The following is a 17,802-nucleotide window of genomic DNA, read 5'->3' as shown; positions in this document are numbered from 1 at the left end:
AACTCCCCCTAATTAAAACTTTTCCGGATTTAATAATGCATACACTAAGTACACCGTAATTGCTGCAACAATAACTGATAAAACAATCATCATGATTGCTTCCCTTCTTTCACAACTTTATCTGACCAACTTGCAAGGCTTATCATCGATGCAACTAACACAACAAAAATCCCGATCATTACAACATCTAACATGGCTATTCCTCATTTCTAATTGTTAAAATTTACCATTAAAATATTAAAAAAGAACACTGAGCTCTACTCAGTGTTCAAAAAATGAACAACAAAAAGTAAACCTCCTCTCTAAACGCTTACGAGGTTAGCTGTCGGATTCGGGCCTAAAGAGTAGCCCTACTTTCAAAACTGAAAGATTCACCCCAAGTGACGATGCACAAAATTGGTTCCCCCGCTCCATTTCTGGAACTCAGCGATTTTAGGTTTTTTTGGAAATTTTATGAATGATTTATGAGAGTAAATATACTCCTCTATATTTCACTTGTAAAGAGCTAAATTACTGAAAATAAGAAAATATCTATCTGTTTAAACGCTTACATTGAGTGTTATTAATATTTTTTCATCTGTTTTCTCGTCTTTTCTTTCTTTTTCACATAAATGATCTTTTAAATACGAAATAAAAAGAGCGAATGACATGAAGTGCATAGCTTGTTGCACTTAGCATTCGCTCTTTTTTATTCACTATTTATTCTCCTCGTAAAAAAGCACGTAAATTTCTCCCGCGAATATAAACTTGTGACAATTCTGCATGTAGCTGCTCATATTCGATAACATCTGTTTTTAAATATAAAGCATCTTTCGATGGCAATATGATATAAGGCCTTGGAAAAATAGGATCAAGTACCACCAATTCTTGAACTCGCTCTACCGATACCGCCCAACGATTCGCTATATCTCCTAGTAACAACACCTTCATCTTCTTCTCCCCCGCCCTATTCAAAAAATAAAAAAGTAATATTATCACAATTCGTAAACACGACAAATGTAGCTCCAATTGTTTCATAGAGCCTCGCTGGATATCGTTTATTCCTTGTAACAACAGTAATAGGTGCCTGAAAAGAAAAGCGAATGTGTTCTGTGAAAAAACTAACGATTGGAAGCTCATCCCCTAGTAAAATTACCTTCTTAATACACTCACAAATACTAGTAAAATCCTGCTCCTTACTACAACTATACGTCCAATCAAATCCACAATCCCTAACTTCAGCTGCTATCTCTTCATTTGCTGTAAAAATAATTAACTCATGTTGAAATGCTACTAAATTTCTTAAACTATTTACCTTGCTTTCTTCTCCAACACAAATAAGTGTTAGTTCCATGTACCTCATCCTCCTTAGCATAAAAGAACTCAAACATAGATTGATATTCCCCTATACTAATCAGATCGATGAAGTGATGTATCCATCATGGCACCGTCCTCTCTCAAGACGCTTACGAAGTTAGCTGTCGGATTCGGACTTTGAGAGTAGCCCTACTTTCAAAATTGAAAGATTCACCCCTAGTGACACTGCACAAATTGGTTCCTCCGCTCCATATAATTGGACTCAGCGTATTACAAAAAATATATTCTGGCTGATATATTACTCCTGCATTTAGAAAAAGTAAACAGAAAAAAAAGCCAGTTATACAACTGACTTTTGTCTACTTATACATGTGCTTTATTCAATTTATATGCAAAATGATTCGTCGGTCCATGACCACTTCCAATATGTAGCGGCTCTTCAATTGCTATACTAATAAATTGTTTTGCTTCTTGAACTGCCTCTTCAATTGAGTATCCTTTCGCAAGTCCAGCTGTAACCGCTGAAGCAAATGTACACCCGCTTCCATGCGTTTGCTTTGAAGGAATTCGTTCACTTCTAAATTCAATAAACTTTTCTCCATCAAAAAGTAAATCAATTACTTCATTACCTTGATATTCTGCATGTCCGCCCTTCATAAGTACATATTTCGCCCCTAATTCATGCAATACTTTTGCAGCCTCTTTACTATCTTCAACGTTATGAATTTCTAGCCCCGTTAACACTTCTGCCTCAGGAACATTCGGCGTTACAACTGTTGCTACTGGCAATAAATATTCTTTTAACGCTTGTACTGCTTCTTGCTGTAATAATGATGCACCGCCCTTAGCAATCATAACAGGATCTAGTACAATATTATTCCAGCCAAATTTATTAATATGTTCTGCTACAATTTGAATAATTTCGCTGCTAAATAACATTCCTAATTTCACAGCATCTGGTGTTAAATCCGTACCAATTGAATTCAACTGTTCCGTAATACCTTCTAACGAAACTGGATATACCCCTTGAACGCCAAGCGTGTTTTGAGCAGTAATTGCCGTAATAGCCGTCATCCCATACACACCAAGCTCTTGGAATGTTTTTAAATCTGCTTGAATGCCGGCACCGCCACCGCTATCAGATCCTGCAATTGTTAAAGCTTTATTTACTTTCATCCCACTCATCCTTTTCTATCCAAAATAACGATGATAAACTGTTTTTGCTTCACTTATATCTTTCGTTCCATGTACAAGTACACGACCATCTTTAAAAGCAACTAATCTCTTTTCTTCCACAGAAAATGATAATAAATATGGATTTACATTTAAATCATTTACACGATCATGCAGCAGCTCTTTGTATCGTTCAAAATCCATTTCCTCTTTATGAGGTGGTCTAATTTGAACTGTATTTCTCCCGCATAAAACTGCTGTTTTCGATGTATTTTCTTTGTTTAAATAAGGATATAATGCATTCTCTCCGCACGAAGGGCAATTATGTTTACGAAGCTTTTGCACATTCATACATGAATATTCATTCTTCCATACATCAAACGATACAAGTCCATCTCGAAGTGATTCGTAATCTTCCACTAACAGTTTAAGAGCTTCCGTTACTTGATGAGAAACGACGAGAGATACAGCAGGTGATATAATCCCCGCTGTATCACATGTCGCTCCGCCAAGCGGAATCGATTGTAATAAACAAGATAAACATGGCGTTTTACTAGGAAGGATTGTGTAAGAAAGACCATAACTTCCTACACATGCTCCGTAAATCCATGGAATAGCATATTTTTGTGCCATATCATTCACAATGAAACGCGTTTCGAAATTATCAGTTGCATCAATCATTACATTAACGTTTGTAACGAGTTCTTCTAACTCCTCAGCTGTTACATCTTGAACGAGCGCTTCTACTCTTACTTCACTATTAATCTCTTCTAGACGCTTCTTCGCTGCTACAGCTTTCGGAAGATTATTTTTCACATCACTCTCTGCATACAATTGCTGCCTTTGTAAATTACTCCAATCGACATAATCCCGGTCAACAATCGTTACTGTACCAACACCAGCTCTTACAAACATTTCTGCATTTGCACTACCTAGTGCGCCTGCACCGATAATAAGCACATGCTTTTCCCTTATCTTTTGCTGTCCTTCTTCTCCAATTGGAGAAAATAGTTCTTGGCGAGAATATCGATTATTCAACTACGCTCATTCCTTCTAAAGGACTACTTGCCGTTGCACAACGTTTACGTGCAATACGACCTGCTTCAAAGCCTAAACGGCCTGCCTCAATACTTAATTTCATTGCTTGTGCCATTTTAATAGGATCTTTTGCTCCTGATACAGCTGTATTTAATAACACACCATCTGCTCCTAATTCCATCGCAAATGCCGCATCAGCCGGGCTACCGATACCAGCATCAACGATAACTGGTACTGTCGCTTGTTCAATAATAAAGCTCAAATTCAATGGATTTACAATACCAAGTCCTGATCCAATTGGAGATGCTCCTGGCATAATCGCATGCACGCCAAGTTCTTGTAATTTACGTGCTAATACAACATCATCAGATGTGTACGGAAGTACGATAAATCCTTCTTCTAGTAACATTTCAGATGCCTTTAACGTCTCTACCGGATCAGGTAATAACGTTCTATCATCACCAATAACTTCTACCTTTATCATGTCGCAAAGCCCTGAAGCTTTTGCTAATTTTGCAATACGAACAGCTTCTTCAGCATTTTTTGCTCCGGCTGTATTCGGTAATAACGTATATTTTTTCACATCAAGTTTCTCTAATAAATTAGGTTGCTTTGCATCAAATATATCCATACGACGTACTGCGAACGTTAAAATTTCTGCCTCAGATACATCAATTGCCTTTTGCTGCACATCAAAATCAGGGAATTTTCCTGTTCCTAATAAAAGTCTAGAATGAAATGAAAATGGTCCAATGTTTAACATAATCAACCGCCTCCTACGAAAGTTACAATCTCAATTTGGTCTCCATCAAAAACAGATGTATCTGTATGATCATCTTTTTGTAAAATATCTTTATTACGCTCTACTACAACAATTCTGTTATCTAACTCTAAATGTGTAAGTAGCTCAGCTACTGTTTTCACACTCTCTGGCACTTCAATTTGATTACCATTAATTTTTAAATTCAAACTTCCATCCCCTTTCTAAACTGTTTTAGAAAGCAATGAATCTAGCAAGTGATTCTCCTGCTTTCCTTCTATTAAATCAGCCATATATTGACCAGAAACAGGACTTAATAAAATGCCGTTTCGATAATGGCCTGTGCAAGCATATAAACCTTTTATTTCTTCATGCTCTCCCATATAAGGAGCTTCATGATTCGACTGTGGTCTTAATCCTGCCCATGCGCTTTCCCATTCCGCTTCTTTTAATGCTGGCAATATTGTATACGCGCGCTCTAATATAGAAGTAATACTCTCTGGTTGCACAGTTTTATTGAATGTACGGGGCTTCATCGTTGCTCCAATTACGTAACGTCCGCCGCGCTTTGGTGCAATGTAAAATCTTTCTTGGAAAATAGGCGCCTTTAAAAGTGGTTTTCTACTTCTGACCGCTACTACTTCTCCTTTAACTGGATATGTACCCCATTCGCGGTGAAAATAACCTAGTAACTTCGTGCTCCATGAGCCACCCGCAATAACAACTTTTTCGCAAGTGATCATACCTTCGCTTGTCACAATTCCAGTCACTTTATTATTTTCAATACGGATATCAAATACTTCTGTTTGCTCATATATATCAGCACCCGAGAATGATGCGGAATGTGCGAATGCTTTCGTAAGCTCTGGTGCAATAACATGACCATCTTTCGGATAATATACAGCCCCTATAATTGACTCAGATAGATACGGCTCTTTCTCTCGCAAACGATCTCCCGCTAGGAAATAAGAATCTTCACCGGTTTTCTGCTGCCAATCCATAATGTGAAGAATTCTTTCCTTCTCATCTTCATTTTGAGCAATGCGATAAATGCCTTTCTCTTCATACCCAATATCGATGCCTGTTTTTTCGCGTAAAACTTCTGCAAGTTGTGGAAATATAGCACGGCTTTCTCTCGCAAGTTCAAATAGCGGGTCATATTCATCCCATTCTGCCTGTACCCCAAGTAAACCAGCGGCTGCTTTCGAGGCTTCAGATGCAATCTGTTGCTTCTCTACAATCGCTACTTTATGGCCTCTTTCTGCTAGAAAATGTGCAACTGAACTACCAATTACACCACCGCCAATTATCGCTACATCATACTTCTTACACATGTTTTTCCGCCCACTTTCTTATTGATTCCTTATAAGATTTCGCTTTGCTATACGGGTTACTACTACTTATAATCCCAGACATAACAGCAATACCACTGACGCCGTTAGTAAGAACATCTCCAGTGTTTTCCGGAGTGATTCCTCCAATTGCTGTAATCGGTATGGATAAACACCTTGCAATGTCTGAAATTTCTTCAAGCCCTCTCGCTGGCACACCTTTTTTACAATCTGTCGGAAATACATGACCATAGACGAGTGAATCCGCGCCATTCTTAAATGCATCAATCGCCTCTTCTAAAGAATGCACAGAATAACCGACATGCAAATAAGAAAACTTTTCTTTCACTGACCTTACATCTGCGCTTCGATATCCTAGCTGCACGCGCGGAATATTTAATAAAATAGCAATATCAATTCGATCATTTATCACTATTTTCGATGCTGGAAAGCCCTTCTTCAAAAGACTTTCCACACCTTCATACAATTCCTTCGTACTTTTCTCACGCTCACGAATATGCAAATAATCAATTTCACTTTCAATTTGCATCGCTACATTCACTAACTCTTCGAATGACATGTGACCATTTGAGATTACATGAAGCTCATTTTTCATATTCATTCGCCTACTTTAAAATGTTTTCGAATAACTCATCGGCCGGAACGATTTCTTTCGTCATTCCTTTATCTTTCAACCATTTATTTTGTTTCTCCCATGACTCTTTTGAATCTGATAAAAATGGCTCATCTTTCGTTTCCATCTTCTCTAATAAAATTTTCATACTTTCCTTTTCAACTTCTGGCACAAGTGGGAAGTTTTCTTTTTCTTGATGATTTAATAAAATATTCAATGCTTCATCTGGGTTTTTCTTCATAAAATCATAGCCTTTTTTCGTACCACGCAAGAAAGCTTGCAAAGCTTCTTTATCTTTTTTCAATGTTTTATCACCTGTTACAAATACGAGCTCATGATAATTCGGTACACCATAATCTGCTGGATTAAAGTATGCTGGTTCATGACCTTCATGACGCATAACAGGTACTTCGTGGTTAATATATGCTCCTGTTACCGCATCCACTTTTTTCGTAATTAATGCTGGTACTAAATCAAAACCAACATCGACTACTTTCACTGTATCTGGATTACCACCAGCTTCTTTTACCATCGTTTTTAAATACATCTCACTTAAAGGTGTTCCAGAATACCCAACTGTTTTACCCTCTAAATCTTTTGGCGATTGAATGCCTGCAGACTTCAGCGATACAACATGATTTAATGGTGAACGTACGACAGCTCCAATTGATTTCACTGGAATTTGTTCATTTGCTTTTGCCATGACAACATCTGGCTGATAATATAAGCCAACTGTTACTTTTCCTGCAGCTGCTAACGTTAATGGGTCAGTCGGATTAGAAGGGAATTTAATATTTACCTTTACTCCTTCTTCTTTAAAGTAACCTTTTTCAATTGCCGCATAAATAAAGCTATGTACCGCATTTGGGTACCAATCAAGCATGACCGTTATTTCTTTTTCTTTTTTACTCTTATCCGATGCTGAATTACTAGAACATCCAGCAACTATTGCAATTAATAATGTAAACACAAAGATGCGTTTAAAAAATTTCATGAATGCTTCCTCCAACTAATGAATTTCTTTTCTAATACCGAAATAAGTATGACGAAGAAAATAGCTAATAATGATAACAATACAATGGGTGCAAATACACCTGCCCCGTCTAATTGCGTCATCATTCTCTTACTGAAATATCCTAGCCCCGCTTGTGCACCTAGCCATTCACCAATTGCCGCCCCAATTACACTAAGCGGTACTGCAATTTTTAAAGCTGAGAAAAAATAAGGAAGAGCAGACGGCAATTTTAATTTAAAAAAAACATCTTTTTTCGTTGCCCCATACGTAACTAAAAGCTCTTCCCATTCTTTTTTCGTACTGCGCAGTCCATCATACGTATTAACCGCAATTGGGAAAAACGTAATTAAAACCGTAACAACAACCTTACTCCAGATCGTATATCCAAACCATAAAACGAAAAGCGGAGCAAGCGCTGTAATAGGAATCGTTTGTGAGGCAACTAATAATGGATAAAATGCTCTCTCCATCCAATCACTCGCATTCATTAACATCGCTAGCCCTACCCCAAGTACGATAGAAATAGCCACCCCTATTAAAACGACATATAATGTTGCTGGCAAATGAACCGTAAATAATATGTCTTTTAGTTTCCATATCTTCATTACAATTGCAGACGGTGACGGTAAAATGTACATTTCATCTACAATTCTTGCGCCTACTTCCCAAAGAGCAAGTAAAATACTAGAAAGTGTAAGAGCAGGTAATAGCTCCTTCAACCGGTTCATCATACGAGTACCTGCCTTTGCAACATACTAAGCAGCTCATCTTTCAGCGCTAATACTTCCGGTTTATATAAATCTTTTCTTGTCCGATTATGATCAAGGGGTACAATCCTCTCGGTTAAAGTAGTTATCGGTTGCTGCTCTACCACTAAAATTCGATTAGAAAGAAACAATGCTTCTTCCACATCATGAGTGATAAATAAAATTGTTTTTTCCCACTCTTTCCATTGTTCAAACAACCATTCCTGCAAAGATGCCTTCGTTAAAGCATCCAACGCGCTAAACGGTTCATCTAAGAGCAATATCTCTCCGCCTGTTAATAAAGTTCGAATGAAAGATACGCGTTGCCTCATACCACCAGATAAATCTTTCGGATATTTTGTCTCATATCCTTGTAAACCAAATTTGTGTAACAGTTCCTTTGCCTTTATTTGTGCTTCTTTCTTCTGTACACCTTGGCACTCTAGCGGCAGGGCCGCATTCTCAATAATCGTTCTCCATGGCAGGAGCATATCTTTTTGGGGCATATACCCTACAGGGTGGCTCTTTGTTTCTGTCAGCTCTATCTGTCCCGTACTTGCTTCTTCCAAACCTGTAATAAGGCGGAATAAAGTACTTTTTCCGCAACCACTCGGTCCGATAATACTTACAAACTCTTTATCTTGTATAGAAGCATTTAATTCATTGATGATTGGCTTCTCATCATAATGAAAAGAAACATTATGAAACTGTAGTATGTTCTTGCTCCTCAAATCCCCACATCTCCTTACGATAGGACATATCCCAGAATAAATATTCAAATCGACTGGAATATAGGAAAATCTCCTCTAATCGGTCTAGCTCTTTTTCAGACTTTCCAACTGCCATTTCATTTAATAAATCGATTAACCAAATACAGAGGTTGCCGTACTCTTCAGAACTATATCCTTGAATCCACTCACCAAAAAATTCATGGTCCCTTGCTCCAGGAATATCATTTAAACGCTTTCCAATTTCCCAGTAGCTCCACATACATGGAAGAAGTGCTGCTATTAATTCTGCAAGTGTGCCATTTTGAGATACAGACATCATGTAATTTGTATAAGCTAAATTTTTAGCAGATGGCTTTGCAGACTCTATCTCCTCTATAGAAATTCCAAGTCTTTTTGCATACTGTTTATGAATTGTCATTTCTCCATTTAATATCCCATCAATTTGTTCAGCAAATTTCCCCATAACTTGTGGATTTGTTGCCTTTACAACACCGATCGCATATAACTTTGCATAATCTAACAAGTATAAATAATCTTGAATAATATAATACTGAAACTTATCTTTTTCTAACGTACCATCCCCCATACCTACAACAAATGGATGATTATGACTCATCTCCCAAACTGGTTGTACAGTTTCTAATAATCTATCGCAAAATTTCATTTCTCTATCCCCTTTCAATTTATATATCTAAATAAAAAACCACTTCTAAATAAGAAGTGGTTACAGCAAATAAAATTATAATTTATTCGTTGCTCCACTTCCCTTCGCTAGTATTATCTAGATCAGGTCTGTAAGGGTTAAGGATTATTCCTCTCTCAGCACAACAAGCACCCCTAGTGGTTTCAATATGAAATTTTCAAATAAAAAAGCCCCGTTTCTATACGCAAAGAAACGGGGACTCATTATTAGTGTCCGAATTGCTTCCCTACGCTAGCATAATCTAGATCAGGTAATAAAAAGGATCAAAGACTTAAGGTCTTACTCTCAGCTGGCAACACCAGCTCTCCTAGCAAACTATAAAATTATCACTGTCAGTATAACACCGTAATAAGACATCATCAACTGTTTTAATTTTCCCAATTGTCAACAAAATAACAAAACCATATAATACTTATATTCTATCTTAGAAATTATTATCCTAATGAATTGGATAAAAAGGAATCATTATCCTCGAAAAATTTATTTTTATATTGATTTCATATTACATTTATGTGAATACACCCACTATATTATATCTTTATACTATAATAAAATTACAACTATACAACTAGAGGAGGTCTCTATTATATGAATATGAAAGCTACTGCTTTAACAGCAACTACTGTCGCAATTGCTTCTTTACTTCCTTCTATGGGAGAAACAAATGTACAAACAGCCAACGCTGAACAATTATCTAATGTGAAAACTGGATATGTCAAAGTCGATCAAGTAGCCTTACATACAAAAGATAACACAAATAGCTCAGCAATTGATACAATTCGCTTTAATACGAAAGTGAATATACTTGAAACAACTAATGACTGGTATAAAGTATCTGTTGATAATAAAGTAGGTTACGTACAAAAAGATTCTATTCTACTAAAAAACAAACTTCAATCTAATAATCAATATATCGTCAATGCCAATGCATTAAACGTTCGTTCTGAACCTGATTTAGAATCTTCAATTTTAGATGTATTACCAAATGGAAAATTCGTTACTATTCAAGAAGAACAAGGCGAGTGGTATAAAATTTTACATAATGGCAAAACAGGTTACGTACAAAAAGCATTCGTATCTAATGGTTCACAGCCTTTAGTAAAAGGCATCACAGTTCAAAATAATACGAAATACACAGTTGCAACACCTAAGCTTAATGTACGTAGCAACGCTAGTACAAGTAGCGCACTACTTGGTTCATTGCAAAATGGTACACAATTACAAGTAGTGGAAACTGTAGGAACTTGGTATAAAATTCGTTTTGGCACAGGATACGGATATGTGGCAAAGCATTATGTGGTGCAAAATCAAACGCAATCACAAGCTCAAACGACTCAACCTACTTCCATTCCAGCAGTTTTCAAATTCCCTACTCAAGGAAGAATTAGCTCAACCTTTGATATACGCTGGGAACAAATGCATTATGGTATAGATATTGCAGCTCAGGGTAATGTCTCTATCCAGGCTGCTGCGGCAGGTAAAGTCGTGAAATCATATTATTCAGCTAGCTATGGCAATGTTGTGTTCATCGCCCATCAAATAAACGGGAAATTATATACAACAGTCTATGCTCACATGAAAGATCGCACTGTACAAGCTGGTGATCAAGTACAAGCTGGACAATTAGTAGGTCATATGGGAAACACAGGTCATTCATACGGGCAACATCTTCATTTTGAATTACACAATGGAGAATGGAATTTTGAAAAAACAAATGCAGTAAACCCACTGCCATATTTAGTTAGGTAAATTGTATGCCACGCAATATCAATATACCTCTCTTAATTGAATACTTAGCCTTTTTAGGCTTAATCTGTTGCTTAGTAATTTATAATACAAATACTGTATTTTTATCTATTATCATTGCTTTTGTTGCTTTAGAAATTATGATGGAAGCTTTTCAAGTTCAACTAAAACAAAAAATTGCCCATATTTATAATGCCATTTTTCTATTAAGTGCTTTAATAACAAATATTATTAGTAATGGTTTTTATTTATCTACCGTATTTCCCGTATTTTTTATGGCTGTTTTATTATTCATAGCTAGATACATTCATGTCCCTAATAACAAAAAACACGAACAAGAAGCTTAGAAAGAGGAGACACTGTGTACCAATCTTTCAAAGATAATCCGATAAAATATATATTGAATTTATACAAAAAAACAAATACTTTTTTTGGTATACAAGGAAGCTATACGGCACAATTTCTCCTTTATGGAATGTTATTTCTCGTCTTAATTACATTCTCCTTGCTTTACTAATAAAAAAAGGATCTCACAATTGAGATCCTTTTTAATTTATATAGAAAGTGCCCTTTATCCACAAGCATATTTTTCATAAATAAAGCTAAGATTATATTTTTTCTCTAAGCTCATTCTTTGTTCATCATCACACCAATAGAACAGAATATCATGAATCGTTGCATAACGCTTATTTTTAAGAAACAGTTTAAAGAAAGATGGTAAACAGTCATGTAATTGTATAAATATATAATTGCGTAATATTTCTTCTTTATATTTAATGCCCTTACAAATATACAATAATTCTTCACAATAATATGCATGTTGTGGAACTTGGATCATTTCAAAAAATGGCACATATGATAATAACTTTCCAATAAAATGATCATATCGATCCATTATCCCTATCGTCATATGCTCCATCATATCTTTCATTACATATAAATAATCATCTACATGAGTAGTCTTGAGTGGGTCTAATCGATCTGAAATTTGAGAAAGTACAGCCCTTTGGCAAGCTAACACCGCTTGACTAGGTCCATAATATGATAGAAAGTCTGTACACTTACGATACTTTCGTAATAAATCATATGTATATAAGTCATAAACAAAAGTATTACAATACATCGCTAAACTCATCATATCACTATTTAATTGCTCTTTTGATAGTGACTTAGCTCTCTTACACATATAAAAAAATGTAAATTCTAATACTTCTTTATGGGATAATAAATGTTTACAGTCTGTTATACATTTCTCATTAAATTTAACTCTATCCCAAATTTCTACATCTCCATCAGTTAATTCACCAATACGATATTTAATTATTAAATAGTTTAAAGCAACCGCCTGCGTCAAAAGATCCCACGTTTCATATTCCAATGAAGTATGAACAAACTCAGCTAGCCCTTGAGTTACCATAAAAGTATTCGCTTCTTCATACCAACCAATTTCTTGGCATAAGCGAAGAATACGTACTAAAGTTGGAATTTCGTCTTTATGAAATTGCGGTAAATTCTTTGCTTTATTCATTCCATATACGATAAATGCCGCTAAATTTTCTTCTTTATAAAATTCTTTTTCTTTCCACACTAATATAGTTCGTTCTTTCCCTTCACCTTTTGGATGACAAGGTACAAGCAAAGAAAATAATTCAGCGAAATTATTTGGTTCTATATATGTATCTGTAACCAAATTCCAATTTGGATCGCGCTGTACAGCCTTCATATAATTCCCCTTCCCTTTTATCTACATAGGAAATATTAATCCATTATCACATCATTAACAATAAATATTGTTATATTCGAAATCAATCATAATACTTATATCTATCAGTATATCATTTTTTCTCTTATTTATAATTAGGAATGACAAATTTAAATAAACTGTCGAAATTACTAACTGTATACTTATTATATAATGGCTCAGATACATCATGCTAACATATTAGCTTAACCCTATATACTAGAATAATGTATCTGATTTTTATACGTAACGTATTACACTAATTAAAGTCTCACTTCATTCCGTATGCTCTGATATTTCACTTAAAGCAAATCCCGCTTGATCATCTGCCGATTCTTTTATAGCTAAATCTCCTAGTGCTAACATCCCAACGAGTTGACCACTCTCAACTACTGGCAATCGTCTAATTTGATACTGTGCCATTAACTCTGTAGCCTTTTCAATAGGATCATCTGGAGAAACTGAAACAATGTTTTTTGTCATTACATTTGTAATTTTATTAGATCCAGGATGTTTTTCAGCAATCCCTCGAACAACTAAATCTCGGTCCGTAACAAGACCAACAACTTGTTCATTTTCAACAACCGGGATCAATCCAATCGATTCTTCTTTCATCTTTACAGCAGCTTCATATACATTGTCTAACGGTGTACACTGTACAATATGAGTGCTCATCAAGTCTCTCACTCGTGTCATTTGTATCTCCTCCTTTTTATACATACCATAGCTTTTCCTAAATCCCTTTATTTATTTCAGGAAAATCAGTTGATAAAGGAGAATGAACGCACAATAAAAAAGAGTCAGCATATTGCTGACTCTTTTTTTATGACCCGTACGGGATTCGAACCCGTGTTACCGCCGTGAAAGGGCGGTGTCTTAACCACTTGACCAACGGGCCATGGCTCCGCAGGTAGGACTCGAACCTACGACCGATCGGTTAACAGCCGATAGCTCTACCACTGAGCTACTGCGGAATAATATATGGTGGGCCTAAATGGACTCGAACCATCGACCTCACGCTTATCAGGCGTGCGCTCTAACCAGCTGAGCTATAGGCCCATATACTTTACAGGGGCAGTAGGAATCGAACCCACACTGGAGGTTTTGGAGACCTCAGTTCTACCTTTAAACTATGCCCCTAAAGGATGCCGACTAGAGGACTTGAACCCCCAACCTACTGATTACAAGTCAGTTGCTCTACCAATTGAGCTAAGTCGGCATAAAAAAATGGTGGCTCGGGACGGAATCGAACCGCCGACACGAGGATTTTCAGTCCTCTGCTCTACCGACTGAGCTACCGAGCCAAACATAAATGGCGGTCCCGACCGGGGTCGAACCGGCGATCTCCTGCGTGACAGGCAGGCATGTTAACCACTACACCACGGGACCATTTGGTTGCGGGGACAGGATTTGAACCTGCGACCTTCGGGTTATGAGCCCGACGAGCTACCGTGCTGCTCCACCCCGCGATGATAAAATATTTACTTTATAAAAAATGGAGGAGGTAGAGGGATTCGAACCCCCGCGCGACTCTCGCCGCCTGTCGGTTTTCAAGACCGATCCCTTCAGCCGAACTTGGGTATACCTCCATGAAGGAAAAAATATTTTATTATTTATGTCTAAACCATTTTAAAAGAAAATGGAGGAGGTAGAGGGATTCGAACCCCCGCGCGATTCTCACCGCCTGTCGGTTTTCAAGACCGATCCCTTCAGCCGAACTTGGGTATACCTCCGAGACATATAATAAATAAAGTGGAGCCTAGCGGGATCGAACCGCTGACCTCCTGCGTGCAAGGCAGGCGCTCTCCCAGCTGAGCTAAGGCCCCATGTTTTTGGGAATATCGGGAAGACAGGATTTGAACCTGCGACCCCCTGGTCCCAAACCAGGTGCTCTACCAAGCTGAGCCACTTCCCGTTATTAAAAGCGCGCCCGAGAGGAGTCGAACCCCTAACCTCTTGATCCGTAGTCAAACGCTCTATCCAATTGAGCTACGGGCGCATATGGTGCCGAGGGCGGGGGTCGAACCCGCACGGTGGTCACCCACCGCAGGATTTTAAGTCCTGTGCGTCTGCCTGTTCCGCCACCCCGGCATGTCATATTGAAAATTGGAGCGGAAGACGGGATTCGAACCCGCGACCCCAACCTTGGCAAGGTTGTATTCTACCACTGAACTACTTCCGCAAGACATGTATGAGTTATTTTATTAAAAGTGCGGGTGAAGGGAGTCGAACCCCCACGCCAAAGGCGCTAGATCCTAAGTCTAGTGCGTCTGCCAATTCCGCCACACCCGCATATTTTGTTAAAATGGTGAGCCATGAAGGACTCGAACCTTCGACCCTCTGATTAAAAGTCAGATGCTCTACCAACTGAGCTAATGGCTCTTAATGGCTGGGCTAGCTGGATTCGAACCAGCGCATGACGGAGTCAAAGTCCGTTGCCTTACCGCTTGGCTATAGCCCATTAATTAAGAATGGTGGAGGGGGGCAGATTCGAACTGCCGAACCCGAAGGAGCGGATTTACAGTCCGCCGCGTTTAGCCACTTCGCTACCCCTCCGACATATATGGTGGAGGATGACGGGATCGAACCGCCGACCCCCTGCTTGTAAGGCAGGTGCTCTCCCAGCTGAGCTAATCCTCCATTTTGCCTGGCAACGTCCTACTCTCACAGGGACAAGGTCCCAACTACCATCGGCGCTAGAGAGCTTAACTTCCGTGTTCGGTATGGGAACGGGTGTGACCTCTCTGCCATCATTACCAGACTGTATTCATTTAAGACAAGAATTATTGTAACTTATTTCACTTTGAAAGTCAACAAGTTTTTTATATTCTTTCAAAACTAGATAACATTTGCTACATATTATATGGTTAAGTCCTCGATCTATTAGTATTCGTCAGCTCCACATGTCACCATGCTTCCACCTCGAACCTATCAACCTGATCATCTTTCAGGGATCTTACTAGCTTACGCTATGGGAAATCTCATCTTGAGGGGGGCTTCATGCTTAGATGCTTTCAGCACTTATCCCTTCCGCACATAGCTACCCAGCTATGCCCTTGGCAGAACAACTGGTACACCAGCGGTGCGTCCATCCCGGTCCTCTCGTACTAAGGACAGCTCCTCTCAAATTTCCTACGCCCACGACGGATAGGGACCGAACTGTCTCACGACGTTCTGAACCCAGCTCGCGTACCGCTTTAATGGGCGAACAGCCCAACCCTTGGGACCGACTACAGCCCCAGGATGCGATGAGCCGACATCGAGGTGCCAAACCTCCCCGTCGATGTGGACTCTTGGGGGAGATAAGCCTGTTATCCCCGGGGTAGCTTTTATCCGTTGAGCGATGGCCCTTCCATGCGGAACCACCGGATCACTAAGCCCGACTTTCGTCCCTGCTCGACTTGTAGGTCTCGCAGTCAAGCTCCCTTATGCCTTTGCACTCTACGAATGATTTCCAACCATTCTGAGGGAACCTTTGGGCGCCTCCGTTACACTTTAGGAGGCGACCGCCCCAGTCAAACTGCCCACCTGACACTGTCTCCCGGGTCGATAAGACCCGTAGGTTAGAATTTCAATACAGTCAGGGCGGTATCCCACCAGCGCCTCCACCGAAGCTAGCGCTCCGGTTTCAAAGGCTCCCGCCTATCCTGTACAAACTGTACCAAAATTCAATATCAGGCTACAGTAAAGCTCCACGGGGTCTTTCCGTCCTGTCGCGGGTAACCTGCATCTTCACAGGTACTATAATTTCACCGAGTCTCTGGTTGAGACAGTGCCCAAATCGTTACACCTTTCGTGCGGGTCGGAACTTACCCGACAAGGAATTTCGCTACCTTAGGACCGTTATAGTTACGGCCGCCGTTTACTGGGGCTTCAGTTCAGAGCTTCGCTTACGCTAACCCCTCTCCTTAACCTTCCAGCACCGGGCAGGTGTCACCCCCTATACTTCGCCTTACGGCTTCGCAGAGAGCTGTGTTTTTGCTAAACAGTCGCTTGGGCCTATTCACTGCGGCTTTCCGTTAAGAAAGCACCCCTTCTCCCGAAGTTACGGGGTCATTTTGCCGAGTTCCTTAACCAGAGTTCTCTCGCACACCTTAGGATTCTCTCCTCGCCTACCTGTGTCGGTTTGCGGTACAGGCACCTTTTATCTCGCTAGAAGCTTTTCTTGGCAGCGGGGAATCAAAGACTTCGCTCCATAAGGAGCTTCCCCATCACAGCTCAGCCTTTACGATAAGCGGATTTGCCTACTTATCAGCCTAACTGCTTGGACGTGCACAACCAATCGCACGCTTCTTCTATCCTTCTGCGTCCCTCCATTGCTCAAACGATAAAGAGGTGGTACAGGAATATCAACCTGTTGTCCATCGCCTACGCCTGTCGGCCTCGGCTTAGGTCCTGACTAACCCTGAGCGGACGAGCCTTCCTCAGGAAACCTTAGGCATTCGGTGGACGGGATTCTCACCCGTCTTTCGCTACTCATACCGGCATTCTCACTTCTAAGCACTCCACCAGTCCTTCCGGTCTGACTTCACTGTCCTTAGAACGCTCCCCTACCACTGATACCATTCGGTATCAATCCGCAGCTTCGGTGGTGTATTTAGCCCCGGTACATTTTCGGCGCAGAGTCACTCGACTAGTGAGCTATTACGCACTCTTTAAATGGTGGCTGCTTCTAAGCCAACATCCTAGTTGTCTAAGCAACTCCACATCCTTTTCCACTTAATACACACTTTGGGACCTTAGCTGGCGGTCTGGGCTGTTTCCCTTTTGACTACGGATCTTATCACTCGCAGTCTGACTCCTAAGGATAAGTCATTGGCATTCGGAGTTTGACTGAATTCGGTAATCCGATGAGGACCCCTAGTCCAATCAGTGCTCTACCTCCAAG

At 39.4% G+C, this 17,802-nt stretch carries 18 protein-coding genes, 20 tRNA genes, 2 rRNA genes and 4 riboswitches (1 of these 44 cut by a window edge); of the genes, 2 read left to right on the top strand and 38 right to left on the bottom strand.

The features are described 5' to 3' along the window. Positions 1-12: 12 nt before the first annotated feature. The 14 genes from kdpF to tenA all read right to left on the bottom strand — a co-directional run bounded on the left by kdpF (position 13) and on the right by tenA (position 9,388). A complete protein-coding gene (gene kdpF, locus NST14_RS04245; RefSeq protein WP_223153441.1) occupies positions 13-90 on the bottom strand; it encodes a K(+)-transporting ATPase subunit F in 78 nt (25 codons plus the stop codon). Beyond that, on the bottom strand, positions 90-194 hold the full coding sequence (locus NST14_RS04240) for a hypothetical protein (protein WP_000887891.1): 105 nt from the start codon (positions 192-194) through the stop codon (positions 90-92). Before NST14_RS04240 ends, kdpF begins: the two co-directional genes overlap by 1 nt. A 99-nt stretch (positions 195-293) precedes the next feature. Beyond that, positions 294-439, bottom strand: a riboswitch (cyclic di-AMP (ydaO/yuaA leader). Between the two features lie 260 nt (positions 440-699). Beyond that, positions 700-930, bottom strand: coding sequence for a hypothetical protein (locus NST14_RS04235; RefSeq protein WP_000866315.1), 231 nt, complete (start codon positions 928-930; stop codon positions 700-702). A 16-nt stretch (positions 931-946) separates the two neighbouring features. Next, on the bottom strand, positions 947-1,333 hold the full coding sequence (locus NST14_RS04230; RefSeq protein WP_046198886.1) for a hypothetical protein: 387 nt from the start codon (positions 1,331-1,333) through the stop codon (positions 947-949). A gap of 93 nt (positions 1,334-1,426) precedes the next feature. Beyond that, positions 1,427-1,574: riboswitch (cyclic di-AMP (ydaO/yuaA leader) on the bottom strand. Positions 1,575-1,659: 85 nt separating this feature from the next. Continuing rightward, positions 1,660-2,472: a bifunctional hydroxymethylpyrimidine kinase/phosphomethylpyrimidine kinase gene (gene thiD / locus NST14_RS04225; protein WP_000867406.1), complete on the bottom strand. Its 813-nt coding sequence runs from the start codon at positions 2,470-2,472 to the stop codon at positions 1,660-1,662. A 15-nt stretch (positions 2,473-2,487) separates the two neighbouring features. After that, entirely contained in the window at positions 2,488-3,507 is a 1,020-nt protein-coding gene (gene thiF, locus NST14_RS04220) for a thiazole biosynthesis adenylyltransferase ThiF (protein WP_001065443.1), read from the bottom strand. Beyond that, on the bottom strand, positions 3,500-4,270 hold the full coding sequence (gene thiG, locus NST14_RS04215; protein WP_000931981.1) for a thiazole synthase: 771 nt from the start codon (positions 4,268-4,270) through the stop codon (positions 3,500-3,502). Before thiG ends, thiF begins: the two co-directional genes overlap by 8 nt. A gap of 2 nt (positions 4,271-4,272) precedes the next feature. Next, on the bottom strand, positions 4,273-4,476 hold the full coding sequence (thiS, locus tag NST14_RS04210) for a sulfur carrier protein ThiS (RefSeq protein WP_001049505.1): 204 nt from the start codon (positions 4,474-4,476) through the stop codon (positions 4,273-4,275). Positions 4,477-4,491: 15 nt separating this feature from the next. Continuing rightward, positions 4,492-5,601, bottom strand: a complete 1,110-nt coding sequence (thiO, locus tag NST14_RS04205; RefSeq protein WP_000335190.1) for a glycine oxidase ThiO — start codon at positions 5,599-5,601, stop codon at positions 4,492-4,494. Beyond that, entirely contained in the window at positions 5,594-6,214 is a 621-nt protein-coding gene (tenI, locus tag NST14_RS04200; RefSeq protein WP_000787181.1) for a thiazole tautomerase TenI, read from the bottom strand. The genes thiO and tenI overlap by 8 nt, the downstream gene beginning before the upstream one ends. A 10-nt stretch (positions 6,215-6,224) precedes the next feature. After that, positions 6,225-7,226: an ABC transporter substrate-binding protein gene (locus tag NST14_RS04195; protein WP_000667763.1), complete on the bottom strand. Its 1,002-nt coding sequence runs from the start codon at positions 7,224-7,226 to the stop codon at positions 6,225-6,227. Further along, the gene (locus tag NST14_RS04190) at positions 7,223-7,975 is read right to left on the bottom strand and encodes an ABC transporter permease (RefSeq protein WP_025991705.1); all 753 of its coding nucleotides are present in this window, start codon (positions 7,973-7,975) and stop codon (positions 7,223-7,225) included. The genes NST14_RS04195 and NST14_RS04190 overlap by 4 nt, the downstream gene beginning before the upstream one ends. After that, on the bottom strand, positions 7,975-8,724 hold the full coding sequence (locus NST14_RS04185) for an ABC transporter ATP-binding protein (protein ID WP_001256806.1): 750 nt from the start codon (positions 8,722-8,724) through the stop codon (positions 7,975-7,977). Before NST14_RS04185 ends, NST14_RS04190 begins: the two co-directional genes overlap by 1 nt. Next, on the bottom strand, positions 8,693-9,388 hold the full coding sequence (tenA, locus tag NST14_RS04180) for a thiaminase II (protein WP_000666826.1): 696 nt from the start codon (positions 9,386-9,388) through the stop codon (positions 8,693-8,695). The genes NST14_RS04185 and tenA overlap by 32 nt, the downstream gene beginning before the upstream one ends. An 82-nt stretch (positions 9,389-9,470) precedes the next feature. Then, a riboswitch (TPP riboswitch) is annotated at positions 9,471-9,573 on the bottom strand. Positions 9,574-9,633: 60 nt separating this feature from the next. Next, positions 9,634-9,746: riboswitch (TPP riboswitch) on the bottom strand. A gap of 269 nt (positions 9,747-10,015) precedes the next feature. Between tenA and NST14_RS04175 the strand changes: the two genes are divergently transcribed. Together NST14_RS04175 and NST14_RS04170 are read left to right on the top strand one after the other, a co-directional pair. Next, the gene (locus NST14_RS04175; RefSeq protein WP_001056065.1) at positions 10,016-11,176 is read left to right on the top strand and encodes an SH3 domain-containing protein; all 1,161 of its coding nucleotides are present in this window, start codon (positions 10,016-10,018) and stop codon (positions 11,174-11,176) included. Positions 11,177-11,181: 5 nt separating this feature from the next. Next, on the top strand, positions 11,182-11,520 hold the full coding sequence (locus tag NST14_RS04170) for a hypothetical protein (RefSeq protein ID WP_001137811.1): 339 nt from the start codon (positions 11,182-11,184) through the stop codon (positions 11,518-11,520). A 224-nt stretch (positions 11,521-11,744) separates the two neighbouring features. Here the strand turns inward: NST14_RS04170 and NST14_RS04165 are convergent, their stop codons facing one another. The 24 genes from NST14_RS04165 to NST14_RS04050 all read right to left on the bottom strand — a co-directional run. Then, positions 11,745-12,896 carry a DUF3965 domain-containing protein gene (locus NST14_RS04165; protein ID WP_000648924.1) on the bottom strand — a complete coding sequence of 384 codons (1,152 nt, stop codon included), beginning with the start codon at positions 12,894-12,896 and terminating at the stop codon, positions 11,745-11,747. Between the two features lie 294 nt (positions 12,897-13,190). Then, positions 13,191-13,610, bottom strand: coding sequence for a CBS domain-containing protein (locus tag NST14_RS04160; protein ID WP_000199015.1), 420 nt, complete (start codon positions 13,608-13,610; stop codon positions 13,191-13,193). Positions 13,611-13,740: 130 nt separating this feature from the next. After that, positions 13,741-13,812 (bottom strand) — tRNA-Glu (locus NST14_RS04155). Position 13,813: 1 nt separating this feature from the next. Continuing rightward, a tRNA-Asn gene (locus tag NST14_RS04150) sits at positions 13,814-13,888 on the bottom strand. Positions 13,889-13,896: 8 nt separating this feature from the next. Then, positions 13,897-13,973 (bottom strand) — tRNA-Ile (locus NST14_RS04145). Positions 13,974-13,983: 10 nt separating this feature from the next. Further along, positions 13,984-14,054 (bottom strand) — tRNA-Trp (locus NST14_RS04140). 6 nt (positions 14,055-14,060) lie between these two features. Continuing rightward, positions 14,061-14,133: transfer RNA gene (locus NST14_RS04135), tRNA-Thr, on the bottom strand. A gap of 9 nt (positions 14,134-14,142) precedes the next feature. Beyond that, a tRNA-Phe gene (locus NST14_RS04130) sits at positions 14,143-14,218 on the bottom strand. Between the two features lie 9 nt (positions 14,219-14,227). Beyond that, positions 14,228-14,303: transfer RNA gene (locus NST14_RS04125), tRNA-Asp, on the bottom strand. 3 nt (positions 14,304-14,306) lie between these two features. Next, positions 14,307-14,383 (bottom strand) — tRNA-Met (locus tag NST14_RS04120). A 27-nt stretch (positions 14,384-14,410) separates the two neighbouring features. After that, positions 14,411-14,503 (bottom strand) — tRNA-Ser (locus NST14_RS04115). Positions 14,504-14,554: 51 nt separating this feature from the next. After that, positions 14,555-14,647: transfer RNA gene (locus NST14_RS04110), tRNA-Ser, on the bottom strand. Positions 14,648-14,667: 20 nt separating this feature from the next. Continuing rightward, positions 14,668-14,740 (bottom strand) — tRNA-Ala (locus NST14_RS04105). Positions 14,741-14,755: 15 nt separating this feature from the next. Next, positions 14,756-14,829: transfer RNA gene (locus NST14_RS04100), tRNA-Pro, on the bottom strand. Positions 14,830-14,839: 10 nt separating this feature from the next. Beyond that, a tRNA-Arg gene (locus tag NST14_RS04095) sits at positions 14,840-14,913 on the bottom strand. A gap of 3 nt (positions 14,914-14,916) precedes the next feature. Then, positions 14,917-15,005 (bottom strand) — tRNA-Leu (locus NST14_RS04090). Positions 15,006-15,021: 16 nt separating this feature from the next. Next, a tRNA-Gly gene (locus NST14_RS04085) sits at positions 15,022-15,096 on the bottom strand. A 29-nt stretch (positions 15,097-15,125) separates the two neighbouring features. After that, positions 15,126-15,206, bottom strand: a tRNA-Leu gene (locus NST14_RS04080). Positions 15,207-15,220: 14 nt separating this feature from the next. After that, positions 15,221-15,296: transfer RNA gene (locus tag NST14_RS04075), tRNA-Lys, on the bottom strand. A 4-nt stretch (positions 15,297-15,300) separates the two neighbouring features. Then, positions 15,301-15,375 (bottom strand) — tRNA-Gln (locus tag NST14_RS04070). 11 nt (positions 15,376-15,386) lie between these two features. Continuing rightward, positions 15,387-15,470: transfer RNA gene (locus tag NST14_RS04065), tRNA-Tyr, on the bottom strand. An 8-nt stretch (positions 15,471-15,478) separates the two neighbouring features. Continuing rightward, positions 15,479-15,554 (bottom strand) — tRNA-Val (locus NST14_RS04060). Positions 15,555-15,559: 5 nt separating this feature from the next. Beyond that, a 5S ribosomal RNA gene (gene rrf / locus NST14_RS04055) occupies positions 15,560-15,675 on the bottom strand. A 102-nt stretch (positions 15,676-15,777) separates the two neighbouring features. After that, positions 15,778-17,802 (bottom strand): 23S ribosomal RNA (locus NST14_RS04050); it runs 898 nt beyond the window's last position.

This window comes from Bacillus sp. FSL W8-0519 (assembly GCF_038005585.1).
Taxonomy (GTDB): Bacteria; Bacillota; Bacilli; order Bacillales; family Bacillaceae_G; genus Bacillus_A; species Bacillus_A paranthracis.
The sequence above is the reverse complement of the archived record's forward strand: the minus strand, read 5'-3'. Positions and strand labels throughout refer to the sequence as shown.